16 protein-coding genes are annotated in these 13,881 nt (G+C 58.2%); 9 read left to right on the plus strand and 7 right to left on the minus strand.

Features of this window, described 5'->3' with window-relative positions; all coding sequences use genetic code 11:
• The coding region (locus B3759_RS04510; RefSeq protein WP_291364028.1) for an aldose 1-epimerase family protein at window positions 1–676 on the plus strand (676 nt) is incomplete at its 5' end.
• A gap of 3 nt (window positions 677–679) precedes the next feature.
• Window positions 680–1,732 (plus strand): endolytic transglycosylase MltG, encoded by a 1,053-nt coding sequence (mltG, locus tag B3759_RS04515; protein WP_291364030.1) that lies wholly within the window; start codon window positions 680–682, stop codon window positions 1,730–1,732.
• Between the two features lie 83 nt (window positions 1,733–1,815).
• Here the strand turns inward: mltG and B3759_RS04520 are convergent, their stop codons facing one another.
• Both B3759_RS04520 and B3759_RS04525 read right to left on the minus strand, forming a co-directional pair.
• A complete protein-coding gene (locus tag B3759_RS04520) occupies window positions 1,816–2,700 on the minus strand; it encodes a lipid-binding SYLF domain-containing protein (protein ID WP_291364032.1) in 885 nt (294 codons plus the stop codon).
• Between the two features lie 113 nt (window positions 2,701–2,813).
• Window positions 2,814–3,755, minus strand: a complete 942-nt coding sequence (locus tag B3759_RS04525; protein WP_291364034.1) for a hypothetical protein — start codon at window positions 3,753–3,755, stop codon at window positions 2,814–2,816.
• Window positions 3,756–3,852: 97 nt separating this feature from the next.
• Between B3759_RS04525 and B3759_RS04530 the strand changes: the two genes are divergently transcribed.
• Entirely contained in the window at window positions 3,853–4,833 is a 981-nt protein-coding gene (locus B3759_RS04530; protein ID WP_291364036.1) for a bile acid:sodium symporter family protein, read from the plus strand.
• Here the strand turns inward: B3759_RS04530 and B3759_RS04535 are convergent.
• The 5 genes from B3759_RS04535 to B3759_RS04555 all read right to left on the minus strand — a co-directional run bounded on the left by B3759_RS04535 (window position 4,821) and on the right by B3759_RS04555 (window position 9,310).
• Window positions 4,821–5,507, minus strand: coding sequence for a DsbA family oxidoreductase (locus B3759_RS04535; protein WP_291364038.1), 687 nt, complete (start codon window positions 5,505–5,507; stop codon window positions 4,821–4,823). The genes B3759_RS04530 and B3759_RS04535 overlap by 13 nt on opposite strands.
• Before the next feature lie 156 nt (window positions 5,508–5,663).
• The gene (locus tag B3759_RS04540; protein WP_291364040.1) at window positions 5,664–6,485 is read right to left on the minus strand and encodes a type II secretion system protein GspK; all 822 of its coding nucleotides are present in this window, start codon (window positions 6,483–6,485) and stop codon (window positions 5,664–5,666) included.
• Between the two features lie 80 nt (window positions 6,486–6,565).
• Window positions 6,566–7,219: a type II secretion system protein GspM gene (gspM, locus tag B3759_RS04545; protein WP_291364042.1), complete on the minus strand. Its 654-nt coding sequence runs from the start codon at window positions 7,217–7,219 to the stop codon at window positions 6,566–6,568.
• Between the two features lie 7 nt (window positions 7,220–7,226).
• Window positions 7,227–8,225, minus strand: a complete 999-nt coding sequence (locus B3759_RS04550) for a PilN domain-containing protein (RefSeq protein WP_291364043.1) — start codon at window positions 8,223–8,225, stop codon at window positions 7,227–7,229.
• A 221-nt stretch (window positions 8,226–8,446) separates the two neighbouring features.
• Complete coding sequence (locus B3759_RS04555) at window positions 8,447–9,310, minus strand: prepilin peptidase (protein WP_291364045.1); 864 nt, start codon at window positions 9,308–9,310, stop codon at window positions 8,447–8,449.
• 13 nt (window positions 9,311–9,323) lie between these two features.
• Here B3759_RS04555 and B3759_RS04560 point away from each other — a divergent pair, with 13 nt between their 5' ends.
• From B3759_RS04560 to B3759_RS04585, 6 genes are read left to right on the plus strand one after another with little or no spacing between them, the layout of a single operon-like run.
• The gene (locus B3759_RS04560; protein ID WP_291364047.1) at window positions 9,324–11,015 is read left to right on the plus strand and encodes a GspE/PulE family protein; all 1,692 of its coding nucleotides are present in this window, start codon (window positions 9,324–9,326) and stop codon (window positions 11,013–11,015) included.
• Window positions 11,012–12,268 carry a type II secretion system F family protein gene (locus tag B3759_RS04565; protein ID WP_291364049.1) on the plus strand — a complete coding sequence of 419 codons (1,257 nt, stop codon included), beginning with the start codon at window positions 11,012–11,014 and terminating at the stop codon, window positions 12,266–12,268. The genes B3759_RS04560 and B3759_RS04565 overlap by 4 nt, the downstream gene beginning before the upstream one ends.
• The gene (locus B3759_RS04570) at window positions 12,252–12,722 is read left to right on the plus strand and encodes a type II secretion system protein (RefSeq protein WP_291364051.1); all 471 of its coding nucleotides are present in this window, start codon (window positions 12,252–12,254) and stop codon (window positions 12,720–12,722) included. The genes B3759_RS04565 and B3759_RS04570 overlap by 17 nt, the downstream gene beginning before the upstream one ends.
• A 4-nt stretch (window positions 12,723–12,726) precedes the next feature.
• Complete coding sequence (locus B3759_RS04575) at window positions 12,727–13,125, plus strand: type II secretion system protein (RefSeq protein WP_291364053.1); 399 nt, start codon at window positions 12,727–12,729, stop codon at window positions 13,123–13,125.
• Complete coding sequence (locus B3759_RS04580) at window positions 13,122–13,709, plus strand: prepilin-type N-terminal cleavage/methylation domain-containing protein (protein WP_291364055.1); 588 nt, start codon at window positions 13,122–13,124, stop codon at window positions 13,707–13,709. The genes B3759_RS04575 and B3759_RS04580 overlap by 4 nt, the downstream gene beginning before the upstream one ends.
• A gap of 19 nt (window positions 13,710–13,728) precedes the next feature.
• A complete protein-coding gene (locus B3759_RS04585) occupies window positions 13,729–13,881 on the plus strand; it encodes a hypothetical protein (protein WP_291364057.1) in 153 nt (50 codons plus the stop codon).

The raw sequence follows: 13,881 nt of genomic DNA on the forward strand, positions 1-13,881 counted from the left end.
CTATCGCATGACGCAACATGGCTTTGCCCGAGATTGCGTCTTTCGGTGGGTGGAACAGAAAGCCGATAGTTGCACACTGTCTCTGGAAGCGGATGACCAGACGCTTGCTGTCTTTCCGTTCCGCTTTCGTCTGTGGCTGACCTATCAGATCAGCGATGGAAAGCTGACGGTTCTCTACACCGTTCGCAATCAGGAAGAGGGCAGGGAACTTCCCTTTTCGCTGGGAGCGCATCCTGCTTTCCGCTGGCCTCTGGAGAAAGACGGAAAGCGTGAAGACTATCGTCTGACGTTTGAAGAACCCGAACCTGAGCCGATCCGTCGTCTTGAAGGCGGTCTGCTTGATCCTGCACCGCGTCCGACGCCTGTCGAAGGTGCGGTTCTACCGCTTCGGGATGATCTGTTTGTTGAGGACGCCATTATTTTTGATCGGATCAGAAGCCGTGCCGTGACGTTCGGACGTCCGGGCGGACTAGGGCTGCATGTGTCATGGCATGGCTTTCCCGAACTGGGTGTCTGGACCAAGCCGGGCGCACCGTTCCTCTGCATTGAGCCTTGGCAGGGATACGCGACACCGCATGGCTTCAAGGGAGAGTTCCACGACAAGCCCGGTGTTGTGATTGTTCAGCCCGGTCAGGAATGGTCGGCGTCTTGGTCAGTGAGCGCTGTTCAGGGCTGAACCGTGGCGGCTCAAAAGAAAAAACGGGCTGCTCCTGTAAAGAAGCGTCGTCCCTTGCTGCGCGTGGGCGTTGGGTTGCTGGGAGCTGTGGTGCTGACGGGTGGGGCCGTCGCTGGAACTGGCTGGTGGCGTTATACCGCGCCCGGTCCGCTGCCTGCGGCGACCGCGCTGGACATTCCTCATGGTGGGTATGCGAGCACCATCGCAGCTTTGCAGCAAGGGCACGCGTTGTCTGCAAACGGACTTGATGACTATGTTTTTCGTGCCGCCATTGAACTGACCCGGGATGAGGGACAGTTGCATGCGGCGGAACTGATGTTTCCGGCTCATGCGTCAATGCGGGACATCTTGTCCGTGTTGCGTCATGGAAAGCCGGTGCTGCATCAGTTGACTATCCCGGAAGGTTTGACTGCCAGTCAGATTACGGCGCTCGTTCAGGCGGCTCCGTTCATGAAGGGGACGGTCGCGGCTTTAGGCGAGGGCGAGGCTCTTCCGGAGACATACAGCTATCTGCGCGATTCAGATCGTAATGCGCTTGTCGCCAGAATGAAGCAGGCCATGCAGCGGCAGGTCGAAGCGGTCTGGAAAAGCCGCGATCCGTCCATCGGCCTCACTGATCCGACACAGATGGTGACGCTTGCTTCTATGGTGGAGAAAGAGACGGGACTGCCGGAAGAACGGCCCCGCATTGCACGGGTGTTTCTCAATCGTCTCAGTAAAGGCATGAAACTTCAGTCCGATCCGACGACCGTTTATGCCCTGAATGGCGGCGCAGAACCGTTGGGGCGTCCTCTGGTCCGTTCGGATCTGGCCTTTCAGAGCCCTTACAATACCTATGTGACTGTTGGCTTGCCACCGGGGCCGATCTGTTCGCCGGGGCTTGCAGCATTGCAGGCCGTAGCGCACCCGGCATCGGGTGATGAACTGTATTTTGTGGCGACAGGTTCAGGCGGCAGTCATTTTGCGTCATCGCTTGACGAGCATAATCGGAATGTATCGGCGTTTCGTAGCAAGGCGCAGGACAGGCAGTCTACTGAACCGGCTCATTCACCATGAGCCGCTAGCCGTAAGCGGCTTCAAAACTTAAAAGTGGTTCGTGGACTCAATACCATGAGAGCCTCGAACCACTTTTGACGGCTTTAATAACCCTTTGACTGGGATTTGAGCGGAGCGAGAGACTGGCTCTGGATGCCGCTGCCGCTGTTGACCACTGGGGCGCTGTTATACGGTGTGAGCTGAGCATCGCCCGTGGAGGTGGTATCGCCGGTAGAGGCAGAACTTCCGCCGACAACTGGATTGGCAGTAGTCGCAGCAGTAGCGGACGCGCTGTAACGGCTCAGAATAGCCCGCAGCGGATCAGCGCCAGCATTGTTTACCCGCATGGAGATCACGATCTCGGTCGGGCCGACAATCTGGTTATAATAGGCGCGGTTCGCATCACTATCGACTGTCAGTTTGGCGCCACTGAGCGCTACGCCTGCAAACAGACCTTCTGATTTCTGAAGCGCCATGATGTCGGTGTTGGTGCGTCCAGCTGTGCCACTTTCAATGCCGCTGCCCATCGTCGCAAAGGACGCAGCAGCATTGGCTCCAAATTGAAACTGACTATCGAGGAGCGCCTGCAGGCCGCGATCACTCATCACGAAGAACATCATCTCTGAGGACTGAACGCCAAACTGGAAGCCGATCGAACCCGAGCCAAATCGATAGAAAGCGGGATCAGACCATGAGCCACGGGCATCACGGGAAAGAAGCAGGCATCCGCCACCCGAACCGCCGATACCAACTGACATTCGGAAGATGGAAGGACAGACCATCACGGCCCGTGACTGTCCCAGATAGCGATAGACGCGATCCGTGGTTTTTGCGCCCGTGAAAATATCCTGAACCGCCAGGGTGGCCTTGTCGACCAGCGTCTGTTCGGTGGTGCTGCTATCGGCGGCATGGCCGACGGAGGAAAGGCCAAGAACCCCTACCATCACAGTGGAAGAAAGAAAAAGCCGGGTCAGGCGGCGAGCCCGCATAGGATATCTCCTGTCACGAGGACGATGGCGACCAGAGTCGCCGGAATATATGGCTCAAGCATGGCGGAGGATGCGCCTCCACGCAATTTACCGGATGCGCAAAGCTCTTAACTCTATCTGAGAGGAAGAGGAACACCGTTTACGGTCAGGATTCCACCTTCCCAGTTCGTGTCCCATGTATTGCTGTCACCACTCTTGTGGCTGACAATCCGCGCCAGCACCAGAGCGGCGGCAATCTTTGTCTGGGAATCCTGCTGCGCCTTCTGGATAAGTGTGCCGATGTCCCTGATTTCCAGATGACCGCTTGCAGAGGCGCTTTCGTGTTCGCCGGTCAGGGTGGCGCGCCCGTTGCCGGAGAGTTCAACCGTGTCACGTTTGGCTGTCAGGGATTGAATGGTGACATGCACGGCAGGAAGCTGAGTGGATTTACCCGCTGTGGCCGCCATCAGACTGGCTAGCTCATTAGTGGGGAGAGAGAAGGATGCCTGTGCGGAGGATGGGATCAGCGAGGTTGCGGACGTGCCGCTGGTGGCGACGCCACTGAAAGTCAGGGCGGCCGTGGCGTTGCTTCCCGTGCCGTTGATGGCCAGTCCGGCTCCGGCCATGGACACATGCAGGGTACCCCGTTTCACCGTGGCGGAAGTCCACGCCAGCTTGAGGGCATGGCCGGCGGCGAGACTGGCCTGTGCCACCTTGCCCTCGGTCTCCAGCCATTGTGAACAGGCAGCGTTGTGATGACCTGTCAGGGCTGCCAGCAGCAGCACGGAAGAGGCGTCCGCCACATCGCCTGCGGAACCGGTCGTGCCTGTCAGAGTCTGGCCTGCGGCGGTCAATGTGCCGCTGTCACCCGGGAACGTCACTGTAATGTGACTGAAGACGGCATGATCGTCGTCGCTGCCAGCGTTTTCATGATGAATCGTGGCGCATCCGGCTGGAACGCTGGCGGCAAGCACCGGGGAAGCGCTCCAGAGGAGGGCGCTCAATCCGAGTGCGGAAGCCGTCATCTGCCAGGCAGAGCGACGGCGAAGAAGGGAGTCAGTGGATAAGTGCTTCATGTGATTTTAAAACTGGCGCAAGTGATCTCTATGCGCAATCTGCTCATACGCTGTAACACCTGAATCTTTCTCTCTTTTCACATTGGAAGACCATCCGATGCCGTTCAAGCTGGACCCTTTTCTTGTCAGCCTGCTGGCGACGCTCGGCATTGCGACCGTCGCTCCTGCCCAAGGAGCCGCCGTTCCCTTCTTCAAGGATCTGGCGATTGCGCTGATTGCGCTGATGTTCTTCCTGCAGGGCGCAAGACTCTCTCGAACTGCGGTCCTTAGTGGGCTGACGGCCTGGAAACTGCATCTCACGATTCTGGCCTGCACGTTCCTGCTGTTTCCGGTGTTGGGCCTGACCCTTCATGCGATTGCGCCGGGTCTGCTGCATCCGGATGTGTGGACCGGGGTGCTGTTTCTGTGCTGCCTGCCTTCGACCGTGCAGTCCTCCATCGCCTTCACATCCATCGGGAAGGGCAATGTTCCCGCCGCAGTTTGTTCGGCAACGGCTTCCAATATTCTCGGTATCTTCATCACGCCGCTGCTGGTCGGACTGATCCTCGCCAAGGAAGGTTCAAAATCAGGCGGCGCGCTGGATATCGTGTTTCAGTTGTTGCTGCCGTTCATACTCGGACAAGCGCTTCAGCCGTGGATCGGCGACTGGGCGCGGCGACACAAGAAACTGCTGTCTTTCTCGGATCGCGGTTCAATCCTTGTGGTGGTCTATTCAGCGTTCAGTGAGGCCATTGTGCAGGGACTCTGGCATACCCTTCCGCTTTCGCAGCTTGGCCTTATCGCGCTTGTGGACAGCGTTCTGCTGGCTTTTGTGCTCATTTTCACGATGGTCGGGAGCCGTCTGCTTGGATATCCCCGTGCAGATGAAGTCGCGATCGTATTCTGCGGCTCCAAGAAGACACTGGCGTCCGGCGTGCCGATGGCCAACGTGCTGTTTCCGGCCTCAAGCGTTGGTCTCGTGGTGCTGCCGCTGATGCTGTATCATCAGATTCAGCTTTTCGTCTGCGCCATTCTGGCCCAGCGCTTTGCTCGTGAGGCGGAGAGTGAAGAGGAAGTCGGTAATCTTCAGACCCGCTGAGACAGCGATGACATGCGTGCGGCACCGAATCGCTGGTCTGCTTTGGACTCGCTGACCCAGAGCGCCGCATCCATGAGCCTGTTTAGTGCAGGGGCGTCATGCACTCCGGTTAGCGCCAGTCCTTCAACAATAAAGGATGGCACACCGTTGATGCGCGCTTTCTGCGCCTGAATCTGGCCGGCAGTTACCGTGCCGGCCAAGGTCCGACCACAGAGAAAATGCAGCGCAAGATCATGATCGAACCCCTCCTGCGCTGCGATGTCCGCCAGCACACCCGGATTGCCGATATCGTCGCCATTATGGAAAAAGGCTTCGAAAATGGCGAGAACGAGTGCAGTGCAGTCGCCACGGGCAGAGGCCCATTCAATCAGACGATGCGCATTCATTGTATTCGGAACATGCTGAATACGATCGAAGTGGATGACACATTCAAATTCCTGCGCCTGCACTTCGATCAGTTGCAGCAATCGGTCCGCTCGTTCCCTGCTGCCATGCCGGGATTCAAGGTAGGCGTTAAACGCCATTCCTTCGTTCTGTGAGGCCGGATTAAGCAGAAAAGGACGCCATGTGTAGAGTGTCTCGATATCAAGACGCTGTTTAAAGACACTGATCAACCGTCGAATGCCCATGCAGCACCACGGACAGACGAAATCGAAAACGATTTCGACGCTCATCCTTGGTCGTGAAGGGGCGAGCATGTTCATTGCTGCATTCTAAGGGCAGGATCATGGACATGCACCTTATTTCATGGGTTGGTTACATTTTTGTATGAGATTTTCTGCGATCCGTAGCCGATTTTCACTCGTGGCTCATAAGGCGGTTTAGCAAGCCTACCGTGTAACAGTTTCCCAACGCACGACTTTCCATGGAACGGGCCGTGCTTCCGGCATCAGGATCACTTCCGCATGACGGTTCATACGGGCCAGCTTTCTTGAAGCGACGGCATCCACGACGACCAGCATTTCTTCTTCAAGGCTACTCTCTTCCGGCTTCTGATCCGCTCCCATGGAAACGCCGGAGTGGAGCATTGCCTGCCTGACTACGGGATCATGACTTGTCTGATCCGGAAGATGTAGCTGTGCGAAGGAAAGATGCGGTTTGATGCGGTAAAGGATAGCAGGCGTCATCCCCGGCACGGCCAGAAGATCCTCAAAAGTATGAAAAGGCTGTCCGGAAGATGTGCAGGCAGCCTGACCGGAGGTGCCTGCTTCACCTTTATAACCGGGCATGCGCCATGCCATGATGCTGGCAGCGAGAAAATTGGCTTGGTCGCTGGAGACGCCGGAAGTCGTCAGCAGTGATGACATCAGCGTCTGTCCCGCGACATTGGGGTTGATGTGATCACTGTCAGCATGGCTGCTGACGCTAACGGTGATGTCGCCATCATCCGGGCCCGAGCGCCACGCCGGACGGGGACGTGACTGTCCTGTGCTGATCGAAAACAGCTCCGTCGTAATCGCTGCATCCGCGGTGGTTTCCATCTGTGCTTTCTGGAGCGTTGAGGTTTCCAGACGAAGATCGGATTTTCCAAGCACAAGCGCCTGTGCGCCAATCAGCGAGAGAAAGCCCAGCGTCCACAGCACCATCAGGAGAGCGAAGCCCTCTTCGTTACTGCGGCTGGAAGAAGAGGGGGCAGAGTGTTTCGTTTTCACGTCAGTCGTTCCATGCGGTGGAGACTGATGCGGTAAAACGAACCGGTATCATGAAAGCGGGAACCCGTTGTCGTCGGCGTTCATGGCTGGCTCGTAGTGTCTGCTGTACTGGAACGACCGGTAGTGTTCTTTGCATCGGATCGGGAATCACGCAGGGCCAGAATAGTCAGAGAAGCGTCAATTGTGCGACCCTGCGTGGCTTCGTCGGCAGACGATGTGCCAGCTGCCTGAACCTGCACATCATCGACCAGCAGATGAGGCGTCGTGCTGGCTGACAGCGTGTCGAGCAGTTTGATCAGAGCGCTCCAGTTGGTGGTGAGAGAAATACGCACACCGAGATGCTCGAAAGGTCCGCTATGGACGATGGGCAGGGGCTCCATGCTGGTTGGTTCCACCTGCACGCCTCGTGCGGCGTCATGCACAATTTCCTGAAGGCGGGCGAGCGCCGTTTCACGGGAGCTTTCGGCAAGAAGCGGAGAGTCGCCGTTGGCATTGTGCGCAGCCTGTTCGTAGCGCTCTTTCAGGGCAGGAATATTGTCCACCAGCGCCTGCGTATGGAGGAGGATTTCCTTCTGATCGGCAATGCTCGCTTCTTCCCGAGCGTGGAAGCCGAGCAGTCCTGAGACAAGAAACCATGCGATCAGCACAAGCAGGAACGTAATGGCGAGCGCCAGGAACCGTCCGGGGCGTCCTTCCGGTAAATGGGCAGGCAGGTGAGAGAGATTTACAGACACTGTCGTCTCAACCCGGCGCTTTGGCGTTGATGGTGAAGACGTCCATCTGCTTGTTCTCAGAGCGTGTGACCGGTCCGGAGAAAGCCGCGTCCGAGAACGCCGCGTCATGTTCAAGAACGCCGATCAGCTTGGTGGCCTGTGTGGACTCTCCCTCCATGGTCACATGGCGTTCATGGATATGCATGGCGGTCAGGAAGGTTCCGTCTGGCAAGGCGTCTGTCAGTGTGCCGATGATATGCAGGGGAGAGCCGATGCGATGCTCCTCACGCGCCAGAGCCGCTGGCGCTGCTGTGAAGGCTGTAATGCGTCGACGGAGATCCTCGGCCTGTGCCCGTCCGTCACTCAGGGCGGCAATGGCGTGGTGCAGACGAAACAGGGTGATCTGCTGGGACACAAACGGTGCTGCGATGAATATTGCGGCGCAAATGGCGAACACACGCCCGATCGGGTGACTTTTCCGGGCTGTTTTCCCTAGCGGGATGGTGATTGGCGCGTCAGAAGTCGTGTCCATGCTGACACAGGTTGGGCTGATGCCTGCGTGATTGAGCGTGTCCAACGCGGAGGAGACAAGGAAACGGGGGACAACCAGCAGTCTGAAAATGATCTGCTCGCCACGCTCTGCGCCCGGTTTGCGCTGGACACTCCACAGAACATCGTCCTGCCGGAATGGGGTCAGTCGATCGAGATCGTAACCGATGGTGCGGGCGGCATTGCCGGCGGCGACACGCGGAAGAGTCACGTCACGCGAGAGAATGCCGCCCTGTGGCAGAACCAGCGCAATGTCAGGGGTACGCGGTTGTGGCAGCCAGCGTGAGCGGGGAGCGGGGAGTTCTTCACGGCAGGCGGCCACATCGGTCGGGTCAAGCGTTCCGTCTGGACCGATCTCAAGCCGGATGGTCTTTCGGGGCTTGAGCGAGAGCGCTGCGGGAAGGATTTCCGTCATGCGATCGCGCCACCACCCGACGCACTCGTGCAGCAGCCGCGAGGACGCAGTCTGTCCCGTCATGAACGGCTCGGAGAAGCTGTGGTGTGGGGCGAAAGCACCTGGCGCAAGGATCCTGTTCGGGCGGCCGACGGAGAATGCGTGATGCCATACCATTGTCTTCCGAAAGGAGGACAGGGGCGGAGTGTTATAGATTTATGACACGTTAACGGACGGTCTGGTTTTCATACTCCTGCCTCATGTAATCAGATTTCCTGACACAGACCGTTTGTGGGATGTGCCGTTTATTGCGCTGTCAATGTCAGCCGCGCCAGCCATATGGCGGCAGCCAGACAGGGGCCGAAAGGAATTATGACCATCATGCTGAAGCGTCGTGCGCGAAGGGTGGTTGCAAGCGCAATCACAATGCCGAACGCGGACGCCAGCACCACCACGATCGGCAGGGCGGCGAGACCAACCCATGCACCCCCGGCCGCAAGAAGTTTCACGTCTCCACCGCCCAGTCCTGAACGCCCGCGGAGAGCCCGGTATCCGTACGCCACCAGCGCGAACAGGGCCCAGCCGCAGGCAGCGCCCAGCGTGCGGTCAAGCAGCGCCTCAGTGCCGCCATTCACAAACCCTTCCGCCAGACCGACGAGCAACAGCGGCAAGGTCAGGACATCGGGCAGTCTCATGCAGATGCGATCAATCCACGCGAGCGCCAGTAACATCCAGCCGAGAAAACAGTCGGCCAGCAGAAGCGGTAATGAGAAATCAGCCTCCGCCAGCGGAAATCCCTGTTCATGAGCACTCAGCAGGCGCGTGGCGATGACGCAGGCAGGAACGGCAAGAGCCGTGAGCTCGATCCTGAGATGGTGCGGGTCAATCCGGCTGCCGCAGGTCCGGCATTTCCCTTTCTGCAACAGGTAGGACAGGACCGGGATCATCTCATGCGGCTTCAGGACCGTCTGGCAGTCCTCGCAGTGCGAACGTCCTATTGCGAAAGATTCGCCGCGTGGGATGCGCCGCACAAGCACGCACAGAAAGCTGCCGATAAAAGGCGCAATGACAAAGGGGACAACCGGAGCGAGGGACATCATGGCGGCGCGACAGTGACGAATTGCCTTCAGTTGAGCAAGCCGATGATGACTGCTCTCGTATCTGGCCAATCGGGACGTCATCATGCTGGCTGAAGCGATGGATCTGGAAACAGCCCTTCTCGACCGGGGTGTCTGCGATGCCCGCGCCCTTGAACGTTCGCGCATGGTGTCCGACGAAACCGGGCAGTCGCTGGCGCAGGTGCTACTCCAGCTTGGTCTTGTCAGCGAAACCGATCTGTCTCGCACTTACGCCACCATGCTTGGTACGGAGGTGCTGGACACGGCGCGTATGGGCGCCATCACTGAACCCGTGATGCCGGATCAACTGGGCGGACGGTTTTTGCGACAGGCCCGGGCGATCCCGCTCTCCTGTGAGGGCAGAACGCTGCATCTGGTCATGGCGGACCCGCTGGATTCCTTCACCGCCGGAGCCGCTTCTCTGGCGACAGGATGTCAGGTCGTGCGGGAGGTGGCGCGGTCAGCGGATATCGAAGCGACTCTCAATCGTCTCTATCCGGAAGGTGAAGAGGACGAAGAGAGTGACGGCGAACCTCTGGCTGATGAGGGTGAGGCTGCCGAGGACGATACCGACCGTCTGAAAGATCTCGCCAGTGAAGCGCCGATCATCCGGTTAGTGAACCAGATCATCTTCCGCGCCGTGGAGACCAGAGCGTCCGATATCCATATCGAGCCGTTCGAGGACCGTCTTCTGGTCCGTTACCGTTATGACGGCGTGCTGCATGAAGTGGACAGCCAGAGCCCGCGTCTGACGGCGGCGCTCATTTCCCGTATCAAGATCATGGCGCGGCTCGATATTGCGGAACGTCGTCTGCCGCAGGACGGTCGTATCAAGCTGGCGGTGCGCGGGCACGAAGTCGATTTCCGTGTCTCGACAGTGCCATCACTGCATGGCGAAATCGCGGTGCTGCGTGTGCTCGATCGCACGACCGTCAGTTTCGATTACAATCGTCTCGGTCTTGCGCCTGAAATTATCTCGTCTTTTCGCGATGCATTGGAAACACCAAACGGCATCGTTCTGGTGACAGGACCGACCGGTTCGGGAAAGACCACGACGCTTTATACAGGTCTCGCTGGCCTCAATTCCTCCGAACGTAATGTGATGACGGTGGAAGACCCGATCGAGTATCAGCTCGCGGGCATCAACCAGCTTCAGATCCGGCCCTCCATCGGGCTGACCTTCGCGAGTTTTCTGCGCGCCATTCTGCGACAGGACCCGGATGTCATCATGGTCGGTGAAATCCGCGATATCGAGACCGCGCAGATTGCTGTGCAGGCAGCTCTGACGGGCCATCTGGTGCTTTCGACGCTGCATACAAACTCCGCCGCCGCCGCCGTGACCCGACTGCGTGACATGGGGCTGGAAGACTATCTTCTGACCGCTGTTCTGCGCGGAATTCTGGCCCAGCGTCTTGTGCGGCGACTTTGCCAGGAGTGTCGTCGTCCGGAAGACGTGTCTCCGGAACTGGCGGCGCGACTGGGGCTGGACCCGCAGACGCGGCACACCTTGTGGCATCCGGTCGGCTGCGCGCATTGCCGTCAGACCGGCTACAAGGGACGAAGCGCTGTCGCTGAATTCCTTCAGCCTTCGCGTGAGGGGACACGCCTGATTCTCTCTGGCGCGGATCATTCGGAAATCGAGCGCGCCGCCGTGGCGGAGGGCATGAAGACTATGTTCCATGCCGGTTTGCAGGCCGCCCTGAAGGGTGAGACGTCGCTTGAAGAAATCAGTCGTATCGTCGGACATGACGAATGACGTCCACACTGGCTAACACAGGTCCGGAAGTCTGGCGTTATCAGGCGGTCAATGCGGAAGGCCACGTCGTCCACGGCGAGATGACGGCCAGTTCGGAGATGCAGGTCACCAGTCGTCTGCGTCGTCAGAATCTGATGGTCATGAAGATTGCCCCGGCGACACGCGGCGGGGCGCTGGCGGGCGAGATTCTCTCGCTTCTCGGCCGCAAGAAAGATCTGCGCCTCAAGTCAGGTGAGGTCGCGGATTTTACCCGCAAGCTGGCGACGATGCTGACGGCAGGGCTGGATCTTGACCGTGCGCTACGTTTTCTGGGCGAAACGGCGGTTGGGCCACGGAATGGGCGAGTCATCGGGGCGTTGCGTGATCGTGTGCGTGACGGTGAGTCTTTTGCCGATGCGCTGGAAACGATGCCCGCAATTTTTTCGAAACTCTATGTCGGGCTGGTGAGGGCAGGTGAGGCGGGCGGTGCGTTAGGTGATGCTCTGCTGCGCCTTTCGGACCTGCTCGAGCGCGAGCGCAAGCTGAAAGCGACCGTGCAGTCAGCGATGATCTATCCGGTTGTGCTTATTGTTGCGTCGGTTTTTTCCATTGCCCTGCTGCTGACTCACGTTCTGCCGCAGTTCGTGCCGCTGTTTGAGGAAAATGGCGCATCCCTACCGCTGGCGACAAAGATTGTTATTGTCGCGGGAGATTTCCTGACGGCATGGGGCATGTTGCTGTTTGTGGCTGGACTGGTGCTGGTTGCGTGTGTGCGAATTGCCTTGCGGAAACCTGCTGTCAGATTGGCAACAGACAGGTTTCTGCTGCGTGTTCCGGTGATCGGGACGCTGCTGAGTGAAATCATGGCGGCGCAGTTTACCCGCACACTTGGCACATTGATGCGCAACGGCGTGCCGCTGGTTGGCGCGCTTCGTATAACGGAAGGTGTTATCAGCAACTCTGCCGGTGCGACCTGCCTGTCAGAAGCAACACGGGATGTGCGGGAAGGACGCAGCCTCGCTTTTTCGCTTGAACGTACCAAAATCTTTCCTGAAACGATGACGCACTTTCTCAAGGTGGGAGAAGAAACGGCGCAGTTGGCGCCCATCGCCTTGCGGTCGGCCGATATTCATGAGGAAGCCAGTCGCGTCACCATTCAGCGTCTTCTCGCTATTCTGGTTCCTGCGATCACCATCATCATGGGTGTTCTGGTGGCGGGTATCGTGTCGGCGCTTCTCCTTGCCATGCTGAGCCTTAATGACCTCGCACACTGATGAATCCTCTCGATCATCAGAGGCAGGTTTCACATTGCTTGAAATCATGGTGGTTCTGGTGATCGCGGGGCTGCTGATGGGCATGGCTCTGGAGCGTGGACCGATGAAGAGCGACGCGCTCACCTTCGCCACCGCCCGATCACGCGTGCTGGACAGTCTGTATGAAGCGCAGATGCTCTCGGAAACCACAGGCGATACCGTCATGCTGGAGGTGAATACGCCGACTTCCCAGATTGTGACTGTGCATGATCATGTCCCGCAGGTTCGTCGGATTTCGGGGCCAGCAAGAATTCTGCTGCCAAAACCCGGCGGAGGTTTTTCTCCACGTGGTGATTACCGTTTTACGGCGGATGGAGGCGTCTCCGGTCCTGCGCTTGTGGTGACGCTTGGAAAACATCTCTGTCTGATCAGGGTCAGTCCCGTCACGGGCCGTATTGAAGCCGATGAAGGCTGATCTGATGGCTTTGTCGAGACGGGAGGAAAAGGGCTTCACACTGCTGGAAGTCATTATTGCCCTGATGATTTCGGGCTTTGCTCTGGCGGCAATGCTTGGATCGCTGGAGGCAGGGCTGGCGAGTGGCAGTCGCGCCCAGCGGGATCTTTACGCGACTTCGCTGGCCAGATCTCAACTTGCGGGTGTGCTGTCCACCCTTTCCATGCGGCCGGGATCTCAAAGCTACGATCTGGAAGGGCATTATCATTCAAATGTCGAAATTCGCCAGATTGCAGATGCCCCCACCAAGGATGGTGGTGACAGGGTCGGGCTGTTTTCCATTTCCGTGCAGATTCATCAGGATGGAACCGGGCGATCTGTCACTCTGACAAGCAGGGCGGTGCGTCCATCGGTGCAGGAATGAAGGACGATGGCTTTACGCTTCTCGAAATCCTTGTTGTGACGGTGGTTTTCGGTCTGCTGTCGGTCGCCTTGTGGGAAGGAATTGGTGTCGGCACGCATGGATGGTCCATGGCCGAGCATCGTCATGATGACGAGATGGCCGGGCAGGGAATTGAGGATGCGTTACGGCGATTGATTGAGCGGGCCGATATTCCGGACAATGGCGGAGCGGGCAGATTTTCCGGGCAGGGCGATCGGTTGCGCGTCATAGCGTGGCTTCCGGAAAAAAACGGCTATGAAAAGGAGGTTGAGGCAGCCTTCGGGGTGGATGCGCACCATGAGCTTGTTGTGCGCTGGCAGCCCTACCGACGGGCAAACTGTCCTGAGCAGCCCGAAGCGTTGCACGAAGAGATTCTGGCTCGCGGTATAAGTGCGGTCGATTTTTCCTATTATGGTCTGCAAGGAGGGCGTCATGTCTGGCAATCGACCTGGAACAGTCCGTATTTGCCTCTATTGGTCAGAGTTCAGGTGCATTTCCTGACAGCAGGAAGAAGTTGGCCAACGATGATGATTCGCCCGTTGCTCAGTGGCGCGGAGGCGAGATGAGGCGGGAAGGGCAGCGTTCTTGGGACGCCACGAAACGGTCATCATTTATTCATTGTTGTTTCTTTCGGCGCGCCATTATGGGGCAGAAACAGTTGGTGGCGGAGCAATTCCAGTCAGCCTGAGCAGCACAGGTCAGTTTGCAGAGTTTAACACCTCCTTCTTTTCTCTTTGA

Origin of the sequence: Acetobacter sp. UBA5411 (genome assembly GCF_002409645.1) — a bacterium.
Taxonomy (GTDB): Bacteria; Pseudomonadota; Alphaproteobacteria; order Acetobacterales; family Acetobacteraceae; genus Acetobacter.